The following is a 23,486-nucleotide window of genomic DNA, read 5'->3' as shown; positions in this document are numbered from 1 at the left end:
ACCGTTCGCCGGGCGCTGCGTGCGTTGTCGGTGCCCATCCGTAGACTGGGGCCCGTGAGTGAGCCCCGCCCTTCAGACCGGCACGACGCGTCCGATCCCGACGACACCTTCGAGGAGATCGTCGACGAGGCGACCCAGCGCGACCCCGACCTGGCGGTGATCGAGGCCGGGAGCCGCACACTGCGCACCCACTCGGGCCAGCCGCAGGGCGAAGCGGTCCCGGCCCGCCCGGCCGACCCCGAGACCGACAAGGCGCTGCGCGCGGTGGAGCAGGAGCTCGCCGGACGCTGGGGCGAGACCAAGCTGGAGCCGTCCGTCACCCGGATCGCCGCGCTGATGGACGTCCTCGGCGAGCCGCAGCGCGCCTACCCCTCCATCCACATCACCGGCACCAACGGCAAGACCAGCACGGCCCGCATGATCGAGGCCCTGCTCAACGCCTTCGAGCTGCGCACCGGCCGCTACACCTCCCCGCACGTCCAGTCGATCACCGAGCGGATCAGCCTCGACGGCTCGCCGATCGCGCCCGAGCGGTTCATCGAGACGTACGAGGACATCAAGCCGTACGTCGAGATGGTCGACGCCCAGCAGCCCTACCGGCTCTCCTTCTTCGAGGTCCTCACCGGCATGGCGTACGCGTCCTTCGCCGACGCGCCCGTCGATGTGGCGGTCGTCGAGGTCGGCATGGGCGGCACCTGGGACGCGACGAACGTCATCGACTCCACGGTCGCCGTCGTCACCCCGATCTCGCTGGACCACACCGACCGGCTCGGCACCACGCCCGCCGAGATCGCCGGCGAGAAGTCCGGGATCATCAAGGAGGGCGCCACGGTCATCCTGGCGCAGCAGCCGGTGGACGCCGCGCAGGTGATGCTGAAGAAGGCCGTCGAGGTGGACGCCACCGTGGCCCGCGAGGGCATGGAGTTCGGCGTCACCTCGCGCGAGATCGCGGTCGGCGGGCAGCTGCTGACGCTGCGCGGACTCGGCGGCGAGTACGAGGACATCTTCCTTCCGCTGTACGGCGCCCACCAGGCGCACAACGCCGCCGTCGCGCTCTCCGCGGTCGAGGCGTTCTTCGGCATCGGCGCCGAGCAGGCCCGCTCCCTCGACATCGACGCGATCCGCAAGGCGTTCGCCTCGGTGCTCTCGCCGGGACGGCTGGAGGTCGTGCGCTCCAGCCCGACCGTCGTGCTGGACGCCGCGCACAACCCGGCCGGCGCCAAGGCGGCCTCCGACGGCATCTCCGAGGCGTTCAGCTTCTCCCGGCTGATCGGCGTGGTCGGCACCAGCGGCGACAAGGACGTGCGCGGGCTCCTGGAAGCCTTCGAGCCGATCTTCGCCGAGATCGTCGTCACGCAGAACTCCACCCCGCGCGCGATGGACGCGGACGAGCTGGCCGCCATCGCCGTCGAGGTCTTCGGCGACGACCGGGTGCAGGTCGAGCCGCGGCTCGACGACGCGCTGGAGGCGGCGATCACGCTGGCCGAGGAGGACGACGAGTACGCGGGCGCCGGGGTGCTGGTGACCGGGTCCGTGATCACGGTCGGCGAAGCCCGGCTGCTGCTGGGAAGGGGTTGAGACACCGATGCGGACGCTCTGCGCCTCGACGCTGATCGGCGAGTTCTTCGTGATCGGCTTCGCCGGTCTCGTCGCGATGAAGCTGGACGACGCCTCCATGGCCCTGGTCTGGACGGTGTGCGGCATCGGCATGGCCCTGTCCGTGCTGCTGTGCGGAATGATCACCCGGCCCGGTGGCGTCCAGCTGGGCTGGGCGCTCCAGGTCGCGCTGGTCCTCAGCGGTTTCGTGGTCCCGATGATGTTCATCCTGGGCCTCGCCTTCGGCGGACTGTGGTGGGCCTCGATCCACTACGGCCGCAAGATCGACGAGGCCAAGGCCGCCTGGGCCGCCCGGCAGGAGACCGGCGAGGCCGCGGCCTGAGGCCCGGAGCCGCCCGGCCGGATCACGCCGGGGCCCGTCCGACACGCGCGGCCCGCCTTCGGACCCCGGAAAACCGGGGCCCGAAGGTGACCCTGGGTGAACCCGGGCGCAGACCCGTCTCCGTACCCCTGTAATCTCGCCCTCACCGCACCCGTATGCCTGGCCTTGCAAGGAGCCGTACATGACTCAGCGCACTCTCGTCCTGCTCAAGCCCGACGCGGTCCGCCGTGGCCTGATCGGCGAGATCGTCGGCCGCATCGAGCGCAAGGCGGACTGGCGGATCACCGCGCTGGAGCTGCGCACCCTGGACCACGAGACGCTGGAGCAGCACTACGGCGAGCACAAGGGCCGCCCGTTCTACGAGCCGCTCATGGAGTTCATGGCCTCCGGCCCCGTCGTCGCCCTGGTGGCCGAAGGTGAGCGGGTCATCGAGGGCATCCGCACCCTGGCCGGCCCCACCGACCCGATCGCCGCCGCGCCCGGGTCGATCCGTGGTGACTTCGGCACGATCACCCGCGAGAACCTCATCCACGCCTCGGACTCCGAGGAGTCCGCAGAGCGAGAACTGAAGCTTTTCTTTCCGGGACTTTCCTGACCCGATCGGCCAAACAGCGCTGTATGCGAGGGGCGACCGAAGTAATTCGGTCGCCCCTCGGCATAGGGTTTGGGATCGCGGGAACGCATCCCTCCGACGTAACGTCACCATGGGTAGAACGGCCACCCGTTCCGCTCACAATGGCGAAGGACCCTCGCGCTGTGTCCGTGCATACGGCACTACGATGGAAGCTTCCACGCCCGCAGCGCCAACCTCGCCTACCAGAACCAGCCATCTTCGCTACCTGGGAAGGCCCGACGCATCCTCATGGGGAACAAGGGGAACTCAATGTCGTTCATCGGCCGTGACATGGCTATCGACCTCGGGACTGCCAACACGCTGGTGTACGTCAGGGGGCGCGGCATCGTCCTGAACGAGCCGTCCGTCGTGGCCATCAACACCAACACCGGCGGAATTCTGGCGGTCGGCTCCGAGGCCAAGAAGATGATCGGGCGCACGCCGGGCAACATCGTTGCCGTGCGACCGCTGAAGGACGGCGTGATCGCCGACTTCGAGATCACCGAGCGGATGCTCCGCTACTTCATCCTCAAGATCCACAAGCGTCGCTATCTCGCCCGCCCCCGGGTCGTCGTCTGCGTGCCCTCCGGTATCACCGGGGTCGAGCGCCGCGCCGTCATCGAGGCGTCCACGCAGGCCGGCGCGCGCCAGGTGCACATCATCGAGGAGCCCATGGCCGCCGCCATCGGCTCCGGCCTCCCGGTCCACGAGGCCACCGGGAACATGGTGGTCGACATCGGCGGCGGCACCACCGAGGTCGCCGTGATCTCGCTCGGCGGCATCGTCACCGCCCAGTCGATCCGCACCGCCGGTGACGAGCTGGACAACGCGATCATCCAGCACATCAAGAAGGAGTACTCGCTCCTCCTCGGTGAGCGGACCGCCGAACAGATCAAGATCACCATCGGTTCGGCGTTCGACCTGGAGAAGGACGAGCACACCGAGATCCGCGGCCGCGACCTGGTCTCCGGGCTGCCCAAGACGGTCGTCATCTCGGCCGCCGAGGTCCGCAAGGCCATCGAGGAGCCGGTCAACGCGATCGTCGACGCCGTGAAGACGACGCTCGACAAGTGCCCGCCCGAGCTGTCCGGCGACGTCATGGACCGCGGCATCGTCCTCACCGGCGGCGGCGCGCTGCTGCGCGGTCTGGACGAGCGGCTGCGCCACGAGACGGGCATGCCGATCCACATCGCCGAGGACCCGCTGGACTCGGTGGCGCTCGGATCCGGCAAGTGCGTCGAGGAGTTCGAGGCGCTCCAGCAGGTGCTGGACGCCCAGCCCCGCCGTTAGACCGGGCGGAGCATCACCCGATCCGGCGCGCGGACCGCGGACGCTGCGGCTCCGCCCGCCGGATCGTTGATATAGATCGTTGCTGTACACGTATCGATACCTGACGACAGACGTATCGGTGTACGGACAGCGACACCTACACAGGCACGAACATTCCGACGAGGAAGGCACGGCCGCCGCACGTGAGGGACACACGAGAGAGCCGGCTGCTCCTGGTGCTCTTGATCGCCATCGCATTCGCCCTGATCACGGTCGATATCCGAGGCGGCGAGGAGTCACCGGTCGACGGCGCGCGGCAGGCCGCGGCCACCGTCTTCGGGCCGGTCGAGAACGGCGTAGCGGCAGCGGTCGACCCGGTGGGCAACGCCATAGGGGCCGTCCGGGACTCCGGCAACCGGCACGACCGGATCTCCACGCTGGAGCAGGAGAACGCCGCGCTGAAGGCCAAGCTCGGCAGCGACGACCGCACCAACAGCCGGGTCCGTCAGCTCGACGCCATGCTGAAGAACGCGGGCGCCGGACAGTACGGCATCAAGGGCGCCGAGGTCATCGCCATAGGAGCGGCCCAGGGCTTCTCCTGGACGGTCACCATCGACGCCGGGGCCGACGACGGCATCCGCCGCGACATGACCGTCCTCAACGGGGAGGGGCTGGTCGGGCGGGTCACCACCGTCGGGCCCAGCACCGCGACGGTCCTGCTCGCCAACGACCCCGACTTCACCGTCGGCACCCGGATGGAGAAGACCGACGAGCTCGGCTTCGCCACCGGCCAGGGCTCGCGCCCGCTGTCGGTGCAGTTCCTCAACGGCAAGGCCAAGGTGAAGGCCGGCGACCGGCTCGTCACCTTCGGCTCCAGCAAGGACAAGCCCTTCGTGCCCGGCGTCCCGGTCGGCGAGGTCGTCCGTGTCGACCCCTCCGGCGGCGAACTGACCCGGACCGTCTACGTGAAGCCGTACGTCGGGTTCACCAAGCTCGACATCGTCGGCGTCGTCGTCCAGGCCCCCCGCGAGGACCCGCGCGACACGGTCCTGCCCAAGCGGCCCGCCAAGGCGAAGCCGAAGCCGACCCCCACGGTCACCGTCACCGTCCAGGCCAACGGCGATCTGGTGGACGGCTCCGGCAAGGTCGTCGGCAACATCAACGAGGAGCCGGGCGGCGACGCCGCCGGTGACGCGGCAGGCGACCAGCAGGGCAACGCCCAACCCGACAACGCGGCCAACGACCAGGAGTAGAGCTGATCCCCATGCGCATCAACCGGACTCTGCTCTCCACCGCCCTGGTCGTCGTCGCCCTGGTCATCCAGGTCTCCGTCCTCGCCCGCCTCCAGCTCCCCGGCGCCGTCCCGGACCTGCTGCTCCTCACCGTCCTCGGACTCGCCTTCGTGTACGGGCCCGTCAGCGGCTCCCTCATCGGTTTCGGCGCCGGCCTCCTCGCGGACCTCGCCCCGCCCGCCGACCACGCCGCCGGGCGCTACGCCCTGGTGCTCTGCGTCATCGGCTACCTCGCGGGCCTGGCCCGGCCGGAGAACGGGCAGCTGAAGTCGGCCTTCGCCCCGATGGCCGTCGTCGTCGCCGCCGCGATCGGCTCGACCCTGCTGTACGCGGGCGTCGGCGCGCTCGTCGGCGACACCGCCGCCCGCCATGTGGGCCTGGGCAGCCTGCTGTTCACCGCCTTGATCTACGACCTGCTGCTGGCGCCGTTCACCGTGCCGCTCATCATGGCGCTGGCCAGACGTACCGAGAACGACCCGATCGCCGAGGCCTCCTCCGGTGGCAGCGACGTCGCCGCCGGCTGGCTCTCCTCGGGCACCGGGCTCCGGATCGGCAACCAGCGCGGCGGCCTGCGCGTCAAGGCCGCCCGCAACCGCGCCGCCCGCGCGGGCAGGATCAAGGGGGTCAAGCGACTGTGAAGCCGTACGCGACAGAGGACGCCGGGGGAACCGCGTGAGCAACATTCCCGAGACCGGGCGGACCCAGCGGGTCCAGATCCGGCTCATCGTCATCCAGGTCCTCGTCTTCTCGCTGCTGCTCACCCTCGGCGGCCGCCTCTGGTACCTCCAGATCCGCAACGGCGACGAGTACACCGCCGAAGCCGCGGGCAACGGGGTGCAGCAGGTCGTCCAGCCCGCCGTGCGCGGCTCGATCCTCGACGCCCGCGGCGTACCGCTCGCCGACAACGAGACCCGCCTCGTCGTCTCCGCCAGCCGCACCGAACTGCTGAAGATGAAGGACGACGGCGTCGGCGTCCTCACCCGGCTCGCCGACGTACTGGACATGAAGGTCCAGGACGTCCGCGACAAGGTCCGCCTCTGCGACTCCAAGACCCCCCAGCCCTGCTGGAACGGATCGCCCTACCAGCCGATCCCGGTCACCGACGAGGCCACCACCCAGCAGGCCCTCCAGATCCGCGAGCGCGCCGAGGACTTCCCCGGCATCACCGCCGAACCCACCGCCGTACGCCGCTACACCGCGCCCGGCAAGGCGAAGACCGCACAGGTCCTCGGCTACCTCTCGCCCGTCACCGACGACGAGATCCAGCAGGCGCAGGACGGCCCGTCGCCCTATCTGCGCTCCGACCAGGTCGGCCGCTCGGGTCTTGAGCGCACGTACGACAAGGAGCTGCGCGGCAAGGCGGGCGTCACCCGCTACGAGGTCGACAACCTCGGCCGCGTCATGGGCGAGGCCGAGAACGACCCGGCGGTCTCCGGCTCCACCCTGGTCACCAGCCTCGACGCCCGCGTCCAGGCGGTCGCCGAGTACGAGCTCGCCCAGGCGATGAAGACCGTCCGCCAGGAGACCGACAAGATCACCGGCCGGAAGTACGAGGCCGACTCCGGCGCCGTCGTCGTCATGGAGTCGAAGACCGGGCGCGTGGTGTCGATGGCCTCCCAGCCCGACTACGACCCCAACGCCTGGGTCGGCGGCATCTCCGGCAAGGAGTACGCCAAGCTCACCAGCAAGAAGTCCAACTACCCGCTGCTCAACCGGGGCATCCAGGGCCAGGCGCCGGCCGGCTCGATCTTCAAGGTGGTCTCGGCGAGCGCGGCCGTACGCGGTGGTCACGCCTTCAACGACCGCTACGAGTGCAGCAGCTCCTACAGCCTCGGCAACCAGACCTTCGCGAACTTCGAGTCCCAGGGCCACGGCCCCATCACCCTCGGCGACGCGCTCAAGTACTCCTGCAACACCGTCTTCTACCGCCTCGGCCACGAGGAGTGGGTGAAGGACGGCGGCATAAAGCCCAAGAAGGACGCCAAGAACTGGTTCTACACGACCGCCCGTGACTTCGGGCTCGGCGCCGAGACCGGCATCGACCTGCCCAACGAGGTCAAGGGCCGCATCCCGGACCGCCAGTGGAAGCAGGACTTCTGGAAGGCGAACAAGGACGCCTGGTGCAAGGAGGGCAAGAAGGGCGGCACCTACGTCCAGCAGATCGCGTACGAGAGCTGCCTCGAAGGCAACCAGCTCAAGGCCTACGACAGCATCAACTACGCGATCGGCCAGGGTGACGTCCTCGTCACCCCCATCCAGATGGCCACCGCCTACGCCGCCATCAGCAACGGCGGCACCCTCCACGAGCCCACCGTCGGCAAGGCCGTGATCAGCCCCGACGGCAAGACCGTCCAGGAGATCAAGCCCAAGGTCAGCGGCAAGCTGCCGGTCAACGCCCAGACCATCAAGGACCTCGACAAGGGGCTCCGCTCGGTGGTCGAGCCGGGCGGCACCGCCGCCTGGCGGTTCGGCGGCTGGCCGCAGGACAAGATCCCGATGCGCGCCAAGACCGGTACCGCCCAGGTGTACGGCAAGCAGACCACCGCGTGGTTCGCGACCTACACCGACGACTACACGATCGTCATGACGATCTCCCAGGGCGGCACCGGCTCCGGCGCCGCCGGGCCCGCGGTCCGCAAGATCTACGACGCGCTCTACGGCCTCGACGCCGAGGGCAACCAGGACAAAGAGAGGGCCTTGCTGCCGAAGCCCCAGAAGGCGCTGCCGAAGATCCAGCCCGACGGCTCGATCTACGCGCCGAAGGTCAAGCCCTACGACCCCAATCCGGTCACGCCCGAGGAGCAGCCCGGGGGACAGGAACCCCAACTGCCGCTGCAGCCCGGTGGCCAGCCCGGACTCACCGGGTCACCGGCGTCGACGGGGAGGCAGCCGTAATGGCAGGTGGATTCTCCGTATCCCGGTACGGCCCCGACGAGGGCTCCTGGGCCAAGCTGACGGCCCGCGACTCCCTCGTACGGCGGCTGGACTGGCCGCTGCTCGGGGCCGCGCTCGCGCTCTCGTTCCTCGGCTCGCTGCTCGTGTGGTCCGCGACCCGCAACCGCGACCACCTCACCCAGGGCGACCCGTACTTCTTCCTCCTGAGGCACGCCCTCAACACCGGCATCGGCCTCGCCCTGATGATCGGCACGATCTGGCTCGGCCACCGCACCCTGCGCGGGGCCGTCCCGGTCCTCTACGGCATCTCGGTGCTGCTGGTCCTGGCGGTCCTCACCCCGCTCGGCACCACCGTCAACGGCGCCCACGCCTGGATCAAGCTGCCGGCCGGCTTCTCGATCCAGCCCTCCGAGTTCACCAAGATCACCATCATTCTGGTGATGGCGATGCTGCTGGCGGCCCGCGTCGACGCGGGCGACCAGGCCCACCCCGACCACCGCACCGTCGCCAAGGCCCTGGGCCTCGCGGCGATCCCGATGGCCATCGTCATGCTGATGCCGGACCTCGGCTCGGTGATGGTCATGGCCGTCATCGTCCTCGGCGTCCTGCTGGCCTCCGGCGCCTCCAACCGCTGGGTCTTCGGCCTCATCGGCGCGGGCGCGGGCGGGGCCGTCGCCATCTGGCAGCTCGGTCTGCTCGACGACTACCAGATCGCCCGGTTCGCCGCCTTCGCCAACCCCGCGCTCGACCCGGCCGGCGTCGGCTACAACACCAACCAGGCCCGCATCGCGATCGGCTCCGGCGGACTCACCGGCACCGGACTCTTCGAAGGCACCCAGACCACCGGTCAGTTCGTGCCCGAGCAGCAGACCGACTTCGTCTTCACCGTCGCCGGCGAGGAGCTGGGCTTCCTCGGCGCGGGCCTGATCATCCTGCTCCTGGGCGTCGTCCTGTGGCGCGCCTGCCGGATCGCCCGCGAGACCACCGAGCTGTACGGCACGGTCGTCGCCGCCGGGATCATCGCCTGGTTCGCCTTCCAGGCCTTCGAGAACATCGGCATGACGCTCGGCATCATGCCGGTCGCCGGGCTGCCGCTGCCCTTCGTCTCCTACGGAGGATCCTCGATGTTCGCCGTCTGGGTGGCGATCGGACTGCTCCAGTCGATCCGGGTGCAACGGCCCATGTCCGCCTGAACCCGGACGCTCGCGGGTAGGTGTCCGTACATGGCGGACACCAAACGCGAGATCGAGCGGAAGTACGAAGCCACCGACGACACCCGGCTGCCCGACCTGAGCCGGGTGGCCGGGGTCGGCCGGGTCGTCTCCCGGGGAGTGACGGAGCTCGACGCCGTCTACCACGACACCGCGGACCTCCGCCTCGCCGCCGACTCCCTCACCCTGCGCCGCAGGACCGGCGGGGCCGACGAGGGCTGGCACCTGAAGTTCCCCGTCGCGGTCGGCACCCGGGACGAGCTGCACGAACCGCTCGCCGACACCCTGCCGCGCCCGCTGGCCGCCCTGCTCCGCTCCCGCGTCCGCCACGCGGAGCTCGCCCCCGTCGTCCGGCTGCGCTCCGCCCGCGACGTCCACCACCTCACCGCCGCCGACGGCACCCTCCTCGCCGAGGTCAGCGTCGACCGAGTGCGCGCCGAGCGGCTCGCGGGGGAGGGGAGCGGCACCACGGCCGCCTGGACCGAGATCGAGGTCGAGCTGGCCGACGACGGCGACCCCGCCGTCCTGGACGCGGTCGAGAAGCGGCTGCGCAAGGCCGGGATCCGCCCCGCCGGGTCGTCGTCGAAGTTCGCGAGGGCGCTGGCGGAGACGACACCCGTACGGGACGGGAAGAAGCAGGGGAAGACCGCGCCGCACACCGCCGGCGACCACGTCCTCGCCTACGTACGCAAGCAGATCCGCACGATCGTCGACCTCGACCCCGCCGTCCGCCGCGACCTTCCCGACTCCGTGCACAAGATGCGTGTCGCCACCCGCCGGCTGCGCAGCGCCTTCAAGACCCACCGCAAGCTCCTGGACCGCGCGGTCACCGACCCGCTCGGCGCCGAGCTCAAGTGGCTCGCCGCCGAACTGGGCCTCGACCGCGACCAGGAGGTCCTGGACGAACGCCTCGGCGCCCGCGTCGAGGCGCTGCCCGCCACCCTGGCCCTCGGCCCGGTGCGCGGCCGTCTCCGCGCCTGGTCGGCCGCCCGTCGCACCGGTTCGCGCCGCAGGATCATCGACGTACTCGACGGGAAGCGGTATCTGGACCTCCTGGACGCCCTCGAAGCGCTGAGCGCCGACCCGCCGCTGCGCCCGGCCGCCCGCCGGGCACCGGGCAAGGCCCTGCCCCGGGCGGTGCTCAAGGACTACGAGAGGCTCGCGCGCCGCATGGAGCACGCCCTGGAGCACCCGCCGGGCCCCGAGCGCGACACCGCGATGCACGAGGCCCGCAAGGCCGCCAAGCGCGCCCGGTACGCGGGTGAATCGGCCCGGCCCGCGCTCGGCAAACCCGCCAAGCGGTTCGCCAAGAGGGTGAAAGCCGTACAGACCGTCCTCGGCGACCACCAGGACAGCGTCGTCGCCCGCGAGGCCCTGCGCACCCTCGCGATCCAGTCGCACGCGGCGGGCGAGACCGCGTTCACCTGGGGACTTCTGTACGCGCGGGAGGAGGCCGCCGCCGAGGCCCGGGAGCGTGAGCTGCCCGAGGTCTGGGCCCGCGCCTCGGACCCCGTACTGCGGGCGGATCTGAAGCACTGAGACGCGGGGTACGCTGGATGGTCACCCCTGCCGGCTCACGAAGGTTCGCGAGATGTCTGCCGCATCGGTCTTCCCACAGCTCGAAGCTCTGCTCCCGCATGTGCAGAAGCCCATCCAGTACGTCGGCGGTGAGCTGAACTCCACCGTCAAGGACTGGGACAGCTGCGACGTCCGCTGGACCCTGATGTACCCCGACGCCTACGAGGTCGGGCTCCCCAACCAGGGCGTCATGATCCTCTACGAGGTGCTGAACGAGCGCGAGGGCGTCCTCGCCGAGCGCACGTACAGCGTCTGGCCGGACCTCGAAGAGCTGATGCGCGAGCACAACGTGCCCCAGTTCACCGTGGACAGCCACCGCCCCGTCGGCGCGTTCGACGTCTTCGGGCTCAGCTTCTCCACCGAGCTGGGCTACACCAACATGCTCACCGCCCTGGACCTCGCGGGCATCCCGCTGGAGTCCAAGGACCGCACGGTGGACCACCCGATTGTCCTCGCGGGCGGCCACGCGGCCTTCAACCCCGAGCCGATCGCGGACTTCATCGACTGCGCGGTCGTCGGCGACGGCGAGCAGGCCGTCCTGGAGATCACCGAGATCATCCGCGCCTGGAAGGCCGAGGGCCGGCCCGGCGGCCGCGACGAGGTGCTCTTCCGGCTCTCGAAGACCGGCGGCGTCTACGTCCCGCGCTTCTACGACGTCGAGTACCTCCCCGACGGCCGCATCGGCCGCGTCGTGCCCAACCGGTCCGGCGTGCCGTGGCGGGTCTCCAAGCACACGGTGATGGACCTCGACGAGTGGCCCTACCCCAAGCAGCCCCTCGTCCCGCTCGCGGAGACCGTGCATGAGCGGATGTCGGTGGAGATCTTCCGCGGCTGCACCCGCGGCTGCCGTTTCTGCCAGGCCGGCATGATCACGCGCCCCGTGCGGGAGCGAAGCATCACCGGCATCGGCGAAATGGTCGACAAGGGTCTCAAGGCCACCGGCTTCGAGGAGGTCGGTCTCCTCTCGCTCTCCTCCGCCGACCACAGCGAGATCGGTGACATCGCCAAGGGCCTCGCCGACCGCTACACCGAGGACAAGATCGGCCTCTCGCTGCCCTCCACCCGCGTCGACGCGTTCAACGTCGACCTGGCCAACGAGCTGACCCGCAACGGCCGTCGCTCCGGTCTCACCTTCGCCCCCGAGGGCGGCTCCGAGCGCATGCGCAAGGTCATCAACAAGATGGTCTCGGAGGAGGACCTGATCCGCACGGTCGCCACCGCCTACGGCAACGGCTGGCGTCAGGTGAAGCTGTACTTCATGTGCGGCCTGCCCACCGAGACCGACGAGGACGTCCTGCAGATCGGCGACATGGCGGTCAACGTCATCGCCAAGGGCCGCGAGGTCTCCGGCCAGAACGACATCCGCTGCACCGTCTCCATCGGCGGGTTCGTCCCCAAGCCGCACACCCCCTTCCAGTGGGCCCCGCAGCTCAGCGCCGAGGACACCGACGCCCGGCTGAAGAAGCTCCGCGACAAGATCCGCGGCGACAAGAAGTACGGCCGCTCCATCGGCTTCCGCTACCACGACGGCAAGCCCGGCATCGTCGAGGGCCTGCTCTCGCGCGGCGACCGCCGGGTCGGCTCCGTCATCCGCGCGGTCTACGAGTCCGGCGGCCGCTTCGACGGCTGGCGCGAGCACTTCAGCTACGACCTCTGGATGAACTGCGCCGAGAAGACGCTGCCCGAGTTCGGCGTCGACGTCGACTGGTACACCACCCGCGAGCGCACCTACGAGGAGGTCCTGCCCTGGGACCACCTCGACTCCGGCCTGGACAAGGACTGGCTCTGGGAGGACTGGCAGGACGCGCTCGACGAGACCGAGGTCGAGGACTGCCGCTGGACCCCCTGCTTCGACTGCGGCGTCTGCCCGCAGCTCGACCTGGACATCCAGATCGGCCCGACCGGCAAGAAGCTCCTGCCGCTCAGCGTGGTCAACAAGTAGCAGCTCCGTGACACACCACAGGCCCGGTCCGGCAACCCCGGACCGGGCCTGACGCGTCCTTGACGACATGGACTACGGCAAGCACCAGGCGCCCCAGGGATACGAGCCCGGCGAGGGCATCCTGACGACCCTGATCAGGATCCCGGTCCGGATCGTCGTCCTGGTGCTCGTCCTGCCCGTCCGGATGGTCTGGGACGCGCTCACCGCGCTCTGGCACGCCGCCGACCGCGTCCTGCTCCGCCCGCTGGGCCGGGCCGTCGTGTGGCTCCTCGACACGCTCGTCCTGACCCCGCTGACCTGGCTGTACACCTGGGTCCTCGCCCCGCTCGGCAAGGCCGCCGCCCGGCTGGCCGTCGCCCTGCTCGTCTGGCCCTGGATCGGCCTGTGGCGGTACGTGATCGTCCCCGTCGCCCGCTACGGCGTCGCGGCCCCGGCGGTGTGGCTGTACAGATCCGTCCTCACCCCGCTCGGCCACGGCCTGCGGTGGATCGGCACCGCCCTGCTCCTCCCGGCGCTGTCCGGCCTCGGCAACGCCCTGGGGTGGCTGATCACCGTGCTGCTGATCGTGCCGCTGGAGTTCCTGTGGCGGTACGTGGCCGTGCCCGTGGTCCGTTACGGCCTGGTCGTCCCGGTGGTGTGGCTGTACGCCGACGTGCTCACGCCGCTCGGCCTCGGCACGGCCTGGGTCCTGGGCAGGCTGTGGCAGGGCACGGCCTGGGTCCTGGGCAGGCTGTGGCAGGGCACGGCCTGGGTCCTGGCACAGATCTGGCGGGGGATCGCGGCCACCGGGCGCGGTCTCGGCCTCGCGGTCGCCTGGCTCGTGATGACGCTGCTCGTCGCGCCCCTTGCCTGGACGTACCGCCGGATCCTCACCCCGGTCGGCCGCGAGATAGCCGCCGCGTTCGAGGTCGCCTGGCGGATCGCCGGGTACGTCTCCCGGGCCGTCGGCCGGGCCCTCGCCACTATCGCCTGGTATTTGATCGGCGCACCGGCCTCCTGGGCGTACCGCACCGTGTGCACCCCCGTCGGCCACTTCCTGCGCGACTCCGTGTGGGCCCCGGCCCGGCGCGCCGCCGCCGAGGCCCGCGACTCCGTGTGGGCCCCGGCCCGGCGCGCCGCCGCCGAGGCCGGCCGGGCCGCCCGCGCGGCCCTCGCGACCGCCCGGGAAACCGTGCGCCAGGCCCGCCGCGACGCCTGGCGGGCGCTGGTCGGCTCCACGGACGGCGCACGGTCCCGGGAACCGCGGGGGATCCCTGCGCGTACTCTGGGTAGTACAACGACTGTCCCCAGCGCGGCGCAGGCAACCGAGAGCGCCCCGCTCGGCGAGAAATTCGCCAAGCGGGTGTGAGCCGGAGCGGCACCCCGGGGGCCACCCGTATTTCGTGGGCGGCGCGCCACCGCGTCCGCCCCGCACCGAGGAGAAGAACCACTGGGCAAGCGACAGCCCGAAGGCCCGCCGCCCGCACCGGCAGTGCAGCGCATCCGTCTGCGCTACACCAAGCGCGGCCGCCTCCGGTTCACCAGCCACCGAGACTTCCAGCGGGCCTTCGAGCGGGCACTGCGCCGCTCCGAGGTGCCGATGGCGTATTCGGCGGGCTTCACGCCCCACCCCAAGGTCTCCTACGCCAATGCCGCCCCCACCGGCACGGGCAGTGAGGCGGAGTTCCTGGAGATCGCCCTCACCGAGACACGGGACCCCGAGGTCCTGCGCGGACTGCTCGACGCCTCCATGCCGGCCGGCCTCGACATCGTCGACGCGGTGGAGGCCCGCACCTCGGGCCTCGCCGAACGGCTCACCGCCTCCGTCTGGGAACTGCGCCTGGACGGCGTCGACCCGGAGGAGCTCCGCGCGGCCGTCGCCGCCTTCGACGGCGCCGAGACCGTGGAGGTCCAGCGCAAGGCCAAGAACGGCATCCGGACGTTCGACGCCCGCGCCGCCGTCGCCGACCTGCGGGTCGTCGACGATCCGGCCGATAGGCCGGGCGAGCGGCCCTGTGCGATACTGCGCCTGGTTGTTCGGCACGTGACACCTGCCGTGCGACCCGACGACGTCCTGTCCGGTCTCCGAGCTGTGGCCGACCTGGCGCCGCCCGTCCCCGCCGCGGTGACGAGGCTGGCGCAGGGGCTCTTCGACGAGGAGTCCGGCACGGTGACCGACCCGCTCGCGCCCGACCGCGAGGCCGCCCCGACCGCTCATCCCGCGGTCGCCGGGGCAGCCGTCGCGACGGCGCCGGAAGGTGCAGGTTCCGCGTAAGGCGGTCGTTGTAGCGCAGCCCTCCGACTCGGGAGCCACCTGGGTCGGGCCGCGCACTGACCCACAAGACTTTCGCCAGGCCGTACGCACACCGCATACGGAACCGGCGAGCCAGACATCAGTTCCCGTGCGGCGCCCGCGCCCCGGACGGCGGTATCGCACCACTGCGGACCGAGCCGGACCGGAATCAGACGCGGCGCCCGGGAGCACGACGGGAGAACCGCCCGCATGCCTCAGCCGAACGAACCCGGCACGACCGGGAACAACGACGAGAACACCCCCGGCGACAAGCTGCCGCCGCGCCGCAGGCGCCGCGCCGCTTCCCGCCCGGCGGGCCCGCCCGGCGGCGCCGTAGCCGCCGCCGAGGACGTCACGCCGGCCATACCGGCCGACGCGTCCGCCGCCGCCCCGGCCGCGGACGACACGCCCGGCGAGACGGTCGCCGAGACCGCCCCGCCCGCCCGTACGCGCCGTCGCGCCGTGCGTAAGGCCACCGCGCCCGCCGGCGCCCCGGAGCCGGCCGCCGAGCCCGCCCCGGTGGCCGTCGAGACCGCCGAGGCCCCCGAGCCGGCCGCCGCCAGCGACCGCCGCCGGCGCGCCGGAGACCGCCGAGACCCCCGCCCCGGTCGTCGAGACCCCGGCCGAGCCCGTCGCCGACGTCGACCCCGAGGCCGTCGAGGACGAGGAGGAGACCGTGGTCGCCATGGAGACCCCCGACGAGACCCCCGCGCCCCGCCGCCGTCGCGCCTCCCGCAAGGCCACCGCCCCCGCGGGCGCCCCGGCCGCCGCCGAGGCCGTCGTGGTCGAGCCCACCGTGGTGGCCGAGCACGCCCCTGCCGCCGAGCCCGCCGCCGTCGCCGAGCCGGAGCCCGCCGAGGCCCGCGCCCCGCCGCCGCGCCTCGGCCCCGGCCGGTGCGCCGCAGTCCGCCGCGCCCGTCGCCGAGCCGGTGACCGAGCCGACGCCGGTCGCCGAGGCGCCCGCCGCCGAGGCGGAGGCCGCGGAGGAGACCCCCGCGCCGCGCACCCGCCGCCGCGCCTCCCGCAAGGCGTCCGCGCCCGCCGGTGCGCCGCAGGCCGCCGAGCCCGTGGAGACCGCCGCCGAGACCGCCGGGGCCGGCGAGAGCCTGCCCGCCGCCGTCGCCGAGGAGCTCGCCGCCGAGGCGGACGAGGTCGAGGAGGCCGCCCCGCGCGGACGCCAGCGCCGCCGGGCCACCGCCGCCGCAGGCCGCCCCGAGTTCACCGCGAAGACCGAGGAGCCGACCCGCAAGGGCCGGCGTGCGACGCGCCCCGCCGTCGCCGTCTTCCAGGCCCCGGTCTTCGCCGAGCCGATGTTCCAGACCCCCGAGACGGCGGCCGCCGCCGCTGCCGCGGTCGGTTCCTCCGCCGCGTACGACGAGGTCGACGAGGCCGAGGAGCAGCAGACCGCCGAGGTCGAGCAGGCCGCCGCGCCCGCCGAGGCCGCGCCGCAGGGCGGCTCGCGCCGCCGTCGCCGCCGCCGTGGTGAGGCCGAGGCGACCGAGCAGGCCGCCGAAGCCGCCGCCCCGGTGGAGACGCCCGCCGAGCAGCCCGCCGACGAGGCCCCCGAGGCCGAGGCGGACGAGCACGAGGGCGAGGACACCGACGAGTACGGCGACCGCCCCTCGCGCCGTCGCCGTCGTGGTGGCCGTCGCCGCCGCCGTGGCGAGACCGGCGACGCGGACGACGAGCAGAACACCGAGGACGCGCCCGCGCCGTCCCGCGCCGAGGAGCCCCGCTCCGAGGACGAGCAGGGCGGTGGCCGCGGTCAGAGCCCCGACACCGCCGAGGAGAGCGACGAGGACGACGACTCCGCGCCCTCCGGTTCGAGCAGCAGCCGCCGTCGCCGCCGTCGCCGTCGCCGCAGCGGTGACGCCGCCGCCGAGGCCGAGCACGGCACCGCCGACGACCCGGAGCGTACGGTCGTCAAGGTGCGCGAGCCCCGCAAGAAGGAGGAGCGCGAGCCGGGCACCGGCTTCGACGAGGTCCAGTCCATCAAGGGCTCGACCCGGATGGAGGCCAAGAAGCAGCGCCGCCGCGAGGGCCGCGAGCAGGGCCGCCGCCGGGTCCCGATCATCACCGAGGCGGAGTTCCTGGCGCGCCGCGAGGCCGTCGAGCGGGTGATGGTCGTCCGTCAGAGCGGCGAGCGCACCCAGATCGGCGTCCTCGAGGACAACGTGCTCGTCGAGCACTACGTCAACAAGGAGCAGGCCACCAGCTACGTCGGCAACGTCTACCTGGGCAAGGTCCAGAACGTCCTGCCGTCCATGGAGGCCGCGTTCGTCGACATCGGCAAGGGCCGCAACGCCGTCCTGTACGCCGGTGAGGTCAACTTCGAGGCGCTCGGCATGGCTCACGGGCCGCGCCGCATCGAGACCGCGCTCAAGTCCGGCCAGTCGGTCCTGGTCCAGGTGACCAAGGACCCGATCGGTCACAAGGGCGCGCGTCTGACCAGCCAGGTCTCGCTGCCCGGCCGCTACCTGGTCTACGTGCCCGAGGGGTCGATGACCGGGATCAGCCGCAAGCTGCCCGACACCGAGCGCTCCCGCCTCAAGACCATCCTCAAGAAGATCGTCCCCGAGGACGCGGGCGTCATCGTGCGCACCGCCGCCGAGGGCGCGAGCGAGGACGAGCTGCGCCGTGACGTCGAGCGGCTCCAGCAGCAGTGGGCGGACATCCAGAAGAAGGCCAAGGGCACCAGCGGCTCCAACGCGCCGACGCTGCTCTACGGCGAGCCGGACATGACCGTCCGGGTCGTCCGCGACATCTTCAACGAGGACTTCTCCAAGGTCATCGTCAGCGGCGACGAGGCGTGGGAGACCATCCACGGCTATGTCTCGCACGTCGCGCCCGACCTCACCGAGCGGCTCTCGCGCTGGACCTCCGAGGTCGACGTCTTCGCGACGTACCGCATCGACGAGCAGCTGATGAAGGCGCTGGACCGCAAGGTCTACCTGCCCAGCGGCGGTTCGCTGGTGATCGACAAGACCGAGGCGATGGTCGTCGTCGACGTCAACACCGGCAAGTTCACCGGCCAGGGCGGCAACCTGGAGGAGACCGTCACCAGGAACAACCTGGAGGCGGCCGAGGAGATCGTGCGCCAGCTGCGGCTGCGCGACCTCGGCGGCATCGTCGTCGTCGACTTCATCGACATGGTGCTGGAGTCCAACCGGGACCTGGTGCTGCGACGGCTCCTGGAGTGCCTGGGCCGCGACCGCACCAAGCACCAGGTCGCCGAGGTCACCTCGCTGGGCCTGGTCCAGATGACCCGCAAGCGGGTGGGCCAGGGTCTGCTGGAGTCCTTCTCCGAGACCTGCGTCCACTGCAACGGCCGCGGCGTCATCGTCCACATGGAGCAGCCGACCTCTGTCGGCGGCGGTGGCAAGAAGTCCAAGAAGCGCGGCCGCGGCGGCGCGGTCCAGGACCACGAGCACGGTCACGACCACGAGCACGCGGCCGAGACCGTCGAGACCGAGGCCGAACTGGCCGCCGAGGTCGCCGCCCCGGTGGCCGTGGAGCCCGAGGTCGCCGCCGACGAGGAGTTCTACGGCAGCCCCGCCGAGGCGGAGGCGGCCGCCACGCGCCGTGGCCGCCGTCGGGCCTCCCGCAAGGCGTCGGCCCCGGCCGGCGCCCCGAAGGCAGAGGCGCCCGCCGAGGCCCCCGTCGTCGAGACCCGGTCCGAGCCGGTCCTCGACACGCCCGCCGAGGCCCCGGCCGCGGAGACCGTGGATGTCGCGGAGGTCACGGAGACCCCCGAGGCTCCGGCCGAGGCCGCGCCCCAGGGCCGTACGCGCCGTCGGGCCACCCGCAAGGCGACCGCCCCGGCGGGTTCGCCGAAGCAGGCCGAGGCCGCGGAGCCGGTCCAGCCGGCCGAGCCCACCACGGACCCGGTCGCGGCCGAGGACCCGGTCGTCGAGGCGCCCGCCGCCGAGACCCCGGCCCCCGAGGCGGAGGCGGAGAAGGCCCCCGAGGCCGAGGCCCCGGCGGCCGCCCCGCCGCGTGCCCGGCGCCGGGTGACCCGTAAGGTCACCGCCCCGGCGGGCTCGCCCACCGGGTCGGACGACGCGGAGATCGTCGTGGTCGCTTCGGCGCCCGAGGCCAAGGCCGAGGAGCCCGGAACCGACGCGCCGGAATCCGCTACGCCGGATTCCGAATCCGCCGGGCCGGCCCCCGCGAAGAAGACGGCCCGCAAGGCCGCCGCCAAGAAGGCCCCGGCAAAGAAGGCGGCCGCCAAGAAGACCGTCGCGAAGAAGACCGCCGCCAAGAAGACGACGGCGAAGACGGCCGCGAAGAAGACGACGAAGAAGACCGTCGCCGCCGAGCAGTCGTCGCCGTCCGTAACGGCTTCCGCGCCCTCCGCAGAAGGCGATTCGCCGGCGAACTGATGAATCCGTAACCGGTTGTTCATCTTCAGGTGTCCCGCTCCGAGCACATCGGGGCGGGACACCTGCTTTGTTTCAGAACTGATGCAAGGGCCGGTTAACGAGCCCGAAATGGGCCGAGAAATCCCTGATAATGTGACGGCGGTTGCCATGCGTGTGAGCGTTCTTCACGAAAACTACGGTTGGTGACAAGGCCCGGCGGCGATACCGACCGGGCCGGATTCCTCGGCAGGGCGTCGGCATCGCGCCGGTGGGGTTTACGCGCGACCTCGGTAAGACGTCCCGCACCTCGGAGCTCTGCCTGGTACGAGCTCTTGCGGTGTTCAAGGAGGACGTTCATGACGAGCATCAACGAGCAGCCGATTCCCGCTGCCCGCCCGGTCATCGGGGAAGACGAGATCGAGGCCGCCGTACGCGTGCTGCGCAGCGGTCGCGTCGTACAGGGCCCGGAAGTCGCCGCTTTCGAGGAAGGCTTCTCGCGCCTGGTCGACGACCGGCACTGCGTCGCCGTCAACTCGGGCACCTCGGCCCTTCACCTGCTGCTGCTCGCCCTGGGCATCGGACCCGGCGACGAGGTGATCGTCCCGTCCTTCTCCTTCGCCGCCTCCGCGAACGCGGTCCGCCTCGTCGGCGCCGACGTCGTGTTCGCCGACATCGAGCCGGGCAGCTTCGGCCTCGACCCGGCCGCCGTCGAAGCCGCCATCACCCCGCGCACCGCCGCGATCATGCCGGTGCACCTCTACGGTCACCCCGCCGCGATGGACAAGATCATGCCCATCGCCGAGAAGCACAAGATCGCCGTGGTCGAGGACGCCTGCCAGGCCCACGCGGCGGCCCTGAACGGCACCCCCGTCGGCGCGTTCGGCGCGGGCGGCACCTTCAGCTTCTACCCGACCAAGAACATGCACTCGCTCGAAGGCGGCATGGTCACCACGGCCGACGCCGAGCTGGCCCGCACCCTGCGCCTGCTGCGCAACCAGGGCATGGAGCAGCGGTACGCCAACGAGATCGTCGGCGCCAACATGCGGATGACCGACGTGTCCGCCGCCGTCGGCCGCGTACAGCTCGGCAAGGTCGAGGGCTGGACCGAGCAGCGCCGCGCCAACGCCGCGTACCTCGACGCCCACATCACCGCCCCGGCCGTCACCACGCCGCCGGTGGCCGAGGGCGCCCGGCACGTCTACCACCAGTACACCGTGCGGATCAGCGGCGACCGCGACGCCGCGATGGCGAAGCTCACCGAGGCGGGCATCGGCAACGCGGTCTACTACCCGACGCCGATCCACCGGCTCAAGCCCTACTGGGAGCCGGACCAGAAGGCCGGCCGCACCTGGGACCTGCCGGAGACCGATCGGGCCGCCGCCGAGGTCGTCTCGCTGCCGGTCCACCCCTCGCTCACCGAGGGCGACCTGGCGCGGATCGCCGCCGCCGTGAACGCGCTGGGGGAGAACCTGTGAGCGCCGCACTGAAGGCCGGGCTCATCGGCCTCGGCTCCATGGGCCGCCACCACGCCCGTGTCCTCGCGGGCCTGGAGGGCGTCGAACTGGTCGGCGTCGTCGACCCGATGGGCGACAAGAACGGCTGGGCCCAGGGCGCACCCGTCCTCTCCACCGTCGAGGAGCTCATCGCCCTCGGCGTCGACTACGCCGTCGTGGCCTGCCCGACCGCGCTGCACGAGGAGGTCGGCCTCCAGCTCGCCGACGCCGGGATCAGCGCCCTGGTCGAGAAGCCGCTCGCCGACACCGTCGAGGGCGCCCGCCGCCTCGTCGACGCCTTCGAGTCGCGCGGCCTGGTGGCCGGCGTCGGTCACATCGAACGCTGCAACCCGGCCCTGCTCTCGCTCCGCGCCCGCCTGGAGGCCGGCGAGCTGGGCGACGTCTACCAGGTCGTCACCCGCCGCCAGGGCCCCTTCCCGCACCGGATCGCCGACGTCGGCGTGGTCAAGGACCTGGCCACCCACGACATCGACCTCACGGGCTGGGTCACCGGGCAGACGTACACCTCGATCGCCGCCCACACCGTCTCCAAGTCCGGCCGCCCGCACGAGGACATGGTCTCCGCCGTGGGCCAGCTGTCCGACGGCACGATGGTCAACCACCTGGTCAACTGGCTGAGCCCGCTCAAGGAGCGGTTCACCTCGGTCACCGGAGAGCGCGGCTGCTTCATCGCCGACACCCTCACCGCCGACCTCACCTTCCACTCCAACGCCGCGGTCACCACCGAGTGGGAGGCGCTGCGCGCCTTCCGCGGGGTCTCCGAGGGCGACATGATCCGCTACGCCATCCCCAAGCGCGAGCCGCTGCTCGTCGAGCACGAGCTGTTCCGCGACGCGGTGCAGGGCAAGCCCGCCGACATCTGCACGCTGCGCCAGGGTCTGCGTACGGTCGAGGTGGCCGCCTCCGTACTGGAGTCCGCCACCGGAGGCACCACGGTCCTGATCCCGACGGACCGGGGCCAGGAGCAGGAGCAGGAGCCGAGAAGGTGACCACACCCGACGTCACGGTCGTCGTGGCCGTCTACAACACGATGCCGTACCTCACCGAGTGCCTCGACTCGCTCGTCGGCCAGAGCATCGGCCACGAGCGGCTCCAGGTCGTGGCGGTCGACGACGGTTCGACCGACGACAGCGGCAAGGAACTCGACCGCTTCGCCCAGCTGTACCCGGACGTCTTCACCGTCGTCCACCAGCCCAACTCCGGCGGCCCGGCGGCTCCGAGCAACCGCGCCCTCGACCTGGCGACCGGCCGTTACGTCTACTTCATCGGCTCCGACGACCACCTGGGCGAAGAGGCGCTGGAGCGGATGGTCGGCCACGCCGACGCCCACGAGTCCGACGTGGTCGTCGGCAAGATGGTCGGCACGAACGGGCGTTACGTCCACCAGAAGCTGTACACCGGCAACCGCGACGTCACCCTCGACGACTCCGAGCTGCCCTTCACCCTGGCCAACACCAAGCTCTTCCGCCGGGAACTGGTCGAGAAGCACAAGCTCCGCTTCCCCGAGGACATGCCGGTCGGCAGCGACCAGCCGTTCACCATCGAGGCGTGCGTCCGGGCCCGGAAGATCTCCGTGCTCTCCGACTACACCTGCTACTACGCGGTCAAGCGCGGCGACGCCAGCAACATCACCTACCGGGCGAACCACCTGGCCCGGCTCCGCTGCGTCCAGCGGATCATGGAGCACACGGCGGCCCTGATCCCCGCGGGCCCGCGGCGCGACGCCGTGTTCAAGCGCCACTTCGACTGGGAGCTGACCAAGCTTCTGCAGAAGGACTTCCCCGCGCTCGACCTCGACACCCGCCGTCAGGTGTGCGAAGGCGTCGGCGAACTGGTGGACGCCTACTTCACCGACGGCCTGCGCGACGGCACCGGGGTCAAGCGCCGGGTGCGCTTCGGCCTCGCCCGCAGCGGCGCCGTCCAGGAGCTGACCCGCGCCATCGCGGAGGAGACCGAGCACGGAGCGCCGCCCTTCCTGCTGGAGGGCGACCGCGCCTTCGCCGCCTACCCCGGATTCCGGGACCCGGCCGTCGGCCTCGACGACCGGTACTACGAGGTGCTCGGCGAGACGGTCGCGGGCCGCCTCTCCACCGGTACGCGACTGGAGTCGGCCGGCTGGGAGCAGCACGGCACGGACCTGACCTGCGTCGTGAACCTGCGCGTCGGCATCACCGGCGACACCTCGACGGCCGTCGTCGCCCTGGCCCAGGGCGCCATGCCGCAGAGCGCGGACAAGCCCGGCGCGCGCAAGCTCCCTGCGGATGCCCCGCGCCCGCAGCGCAGCGGCACGCTCACCGCCGGCCCGGCCGAGGGCGGCGGCACCCTGCTGACCGCCCGTATCCCGCTCGCACCCGCCCGCACCAAGAGGGGCGTCCGCCTCTACGTGGACGTGGCGGGCTCCACGTACGAGATCCCGGTCCGCACCGAAGGGCAGCCGATGCCGCTGGCGCGCCGCTGGGGGACCGCCGACCCCCACCGCGTCTCGGCGAACATCAACACCAAGGGCCGGCTCGTGATCACGACGGCCCCGCTGCGGGAACCGAAGTCCGGCGTGGGCGCACGGCTGCGCCGCACGCTGTCCAGGTCGAAGAGGAAGTAAC

The 23,486-nt window shown here is 71.7% G+C and carries 15 protein-coding genes and 1 pseudogene; all 16 read left to right on the top strand.

Annotation, left to right across the window (positions count from 1 at the left end; genetic code table 11):
- The first annotated feature begins 54 nt into the window (after window positions 1-54).
- The 16 genes and pseudogenes from KV381_RS11010 (at window position 55) to KV381_RS10935 (ending at window position 23,485) form a co-directional block, all read left to right on the top strand.
- Complete coding sequence (locus KV381_RS11010; protein ID WP_098024535.1) at window positions 55-1,578, top strand: folylpolyglutamate synthase/dihydrofolate synthase family protein; 1,524 nt, start codon at window positions 55-57, stop codon at window positions 1,576-1,578.
- A gap of 7 nt (window positions 1,579-1,585) precedes the next feature.
- Window positions 1,586-1,939, top strand: coding sequence for a DUF4233 domain-containing protein (locus tag KV381_RS11005; protein WP_030077765.1), 354 nt, complete (start codon window positions 1,586-1,588; stop codon window positions 1,937-1,939).
- Between the two features lie 181 nt (window positions 1,940-2,120).
- A complete protein-coding gene (ndk, locus tag KV381_RS11000; RefSeq protein WP_030077767.1) occupies window positions 2,121-2,534 on the top strand; it encodes a nucleoside-diphosphate kinase in 414 nt (137 codons plus the stop codon).
- Window positions 2,535-2,822: 288 nt separating this feature from the next.
- On the top strand, window positions 2,823-3,842 hold the full coding sequence (locus KV381_RS10995) for a rod shape-determining protein (protein ID WP_007448937.1): 1,020 nt from the start codon (window positions 2,823-2,825) through the stop codon (window positions 3,840-3,842).
- A gap of 182 nt (window positions 3,843-4,024) precedes the next feature.
- Window positions 4,025-5,074, top strand: a complete 1,050-nt coding sequence (mreC, locus tag KV381_RS10990) for a rod shape-determining protein MreC (RefSeq protein ID WP_218785131.1) — start codon at window positions 4,025-4,027, stop codon at window positions 5,072-5,074.
- Between the two features lie 11 nt (window positions 5,075-5,085).
- Window positions 5,086-5,751, top strand: coding sequence for a rod shape-determining protein MreD (gene mreD, locus KV381_RS10985; RefSeq protein ID WP_030077774.1), 666 nt, complete (start codon window positions 5,086-5,088; stop codon window positions 5,749-5,751).
- 34 nt (window positions 5,752-5,785) lie between these two features.
- Window positions 5,786-8,008, top strand: coding sequence for a penicillin-binding protein 2 (mrdA, locus tag KV381_RS10980; protein ID WP_030625974.1), 2,223 nt, complete (start codon window positions 5,786-5,788; stop codon window positions 8,006-8,008).
- Window positions 8,008-9,201 carry a rod shape-determining protein RodA gene (gene rodA, locus KV381_RS10975; RefSeq protein ID WP_030077778.1) on the top strand — a complete coding sequence of 398 codons (1,194 nt, stop codon included), beginning with the start codon at window positions 8,008-8,010 and terminating at the stop codon, window positions 9,199-9,201. The genes mrdA and rodA overlap by 1 nt, the downstream gene beginning before the upstream one ends.
- A 30-nt stretch (window positions 9,202-9,231) precedes the next feature.
- Window positions 9,232-10,758 (top strand): CYTH and CHAD domain-containing protein, encoded by a 1,527-nt coding sequence (locus KV381_RS10970; protein WP_218785130.1) that lies wholly within the window; start codon window positions 9,232-9,234, stop codon window positions 10,756-10,758.
- 52 nt (window positions 10,759-10,810) lie between these two features.
- The gene (locus tag KV381_RS10965) at window positions 10,811-12,739 is read left to right on the top strand and encodes a TIGR03960 family B12-binding radical SAM protein (RefSeq protein ID WP_030625976.1); all 1,929 of its coding nucleotides are present in this window, start codon (window positions 10,811-10,813) and stop codon (window positions 12,737-12,739) included.
- Between the two features lie 67 nt (window positions 12,740-12,806).
- Window positions 12,807-14,087, top strand: a complete 1,281-nt coding sequence (locus tag KV381_RS10960) for a hypothetical protein (RefSeq protein ID WP_218785129.1) — start codon at window positions 12,807-12,809, stop codon at window positions 14,085-14,087.
- Between the two features lie 123 nt (window positions 14,088-14,210).
- Window positions 14,211-14,993 (top strand): TIGR03936 family radical SAM-associated protein, encoded by a 783-nt coding sequence (locus KV381_RS10955; protein ID WP_030077785.1) that lies wholly within the window; start codon window positions 14,211-14,213, stop codon window positions 14,991-14,993.
- Window positions 14,994-15,221: 228 nt separating this feature from the next.
- Window positions 15,222-19,393, top strand: a pseudogene (locus KV381_RS10950) (Rne/Rng family ribonuclease).
- 335 nt (window positions 19,394-19,728) lie between these two features.
- On the top strand, window positions 19,729-20,847 hold the full coding sequence (locus tag KV381_RS10945; protein ID WP_086779582.1) for a DegT/DnrJ/EryC1/StrS aminotransferase family protein: 1,119 nt from the start codon (window positions 19,729-19,731) through the stop codon (window positions 20,845-20,847).
- Entirely contained in the window at window positions 20,844-21,875 is a 1,032-nt protein-coding gene (locus KV381_RS10940; protein ID WP_030625986.1) for a Gfo/Idh/MocA family protein, read from the top strand. Before KV381_RS10945 ends, KV381_RS10940 begins: the two co-directional genes overlap by 4 nt.
- The gene (locus KV381_RS10935; RefSeq protein ID WP_218785128.1) at window positions 21,872-23,485 is read left to right on the top strand and encodes a glycosyltransferase family 2 protein; all 1,614 of its coding nucleotides are present in this window, start codon (window positions 21,872-21,874) and stop codon (window positions 23,483-23,485) included. Before KV381_RS10940 ends, KV381_RS10935 begins: the two co-directional genes overlap by 4 nt.
- Window position 23,486: the final 1 nt, after the last annotated feature.

This window comes from Streptomyces sp. WY228 (genome assembly GCF_019287315.1).
Taxonomy (GTDB): domain Bacteria; phylum Actinomycetota; class Actinomycetes; order Streptomycetales; family Streptomycetaceae; genus Streptomyces; species Streptomyces caviscabies.
This window is presented reverse-complemented; position numbering and strand designations above follow the sequence as displayed.

Excerpts from the sequence above, each read along its gene's own strand:
- KV381_RS11005 (WP_030077765.1), top strand. The coding sequence starts at position 1,586 with ATGCGGACGCTCTGCGCCTCGACGCTGATCGGCGAGTTCTTCGTGATC.
- KV381_RS10965 (WP_030625976.1), top strand. The coding sequence starts at position 10,811 with ATGTCTGCCGCATCGGTCTTCCCACAGCTCGAAGCTCTGCTCCCGCAT.
- ndk (WP_030077767.1), top strand. The coding sequence starts at position 2,121 with ATGACTCAGCGCACTCTCGTCCTGCTCAAGCCCGACGCGGTCCGCCGT.
- KV381_RS10960 (WP_218785129.1), top strand. The coding sequence starts at position 12,807 with ATGGACTACGGCAAGCACCAGGCGCCCCAGGGATACGAGCCCGGCGAG.
- mreD (WP_030077774.1), top strand. The coding sequence starts at position 5,086 with ATGCGCATCAACCGGACTCTGCTCTCCACCGCCCTGGTCGTCGTCGCC.
- KV381_RS10995 (WP_007448937.1), top strand. The coding sequence starts at position 2,823 with ATGTCGTTCATCGGCCGTGACATGGCTATCGACCTCGGGACTGCCAAC.
- KV381_RS10945 (WP_086779582.1), top strand. The coding sequence starts at position 19,729 with ATGACGAGCATCAACGAGCAGCCGATTCCCGCTGCCCGCCCGGTCATC.
- KV381_RS10970 (WP_218785130.1), top strand. The coding sequence starts at position 9,232 with ATGGCGGACACCAAACGCGAGATCGAGCGGAAGTACGAAGCCACCGAC.
- rodA (WP_030077778.1), top strand. The coding sequence starts at position 8,008 with ATGGCAGGTGGATTCTCCGTATCCCGGTACGGCCCCGACGAGGGCTCC.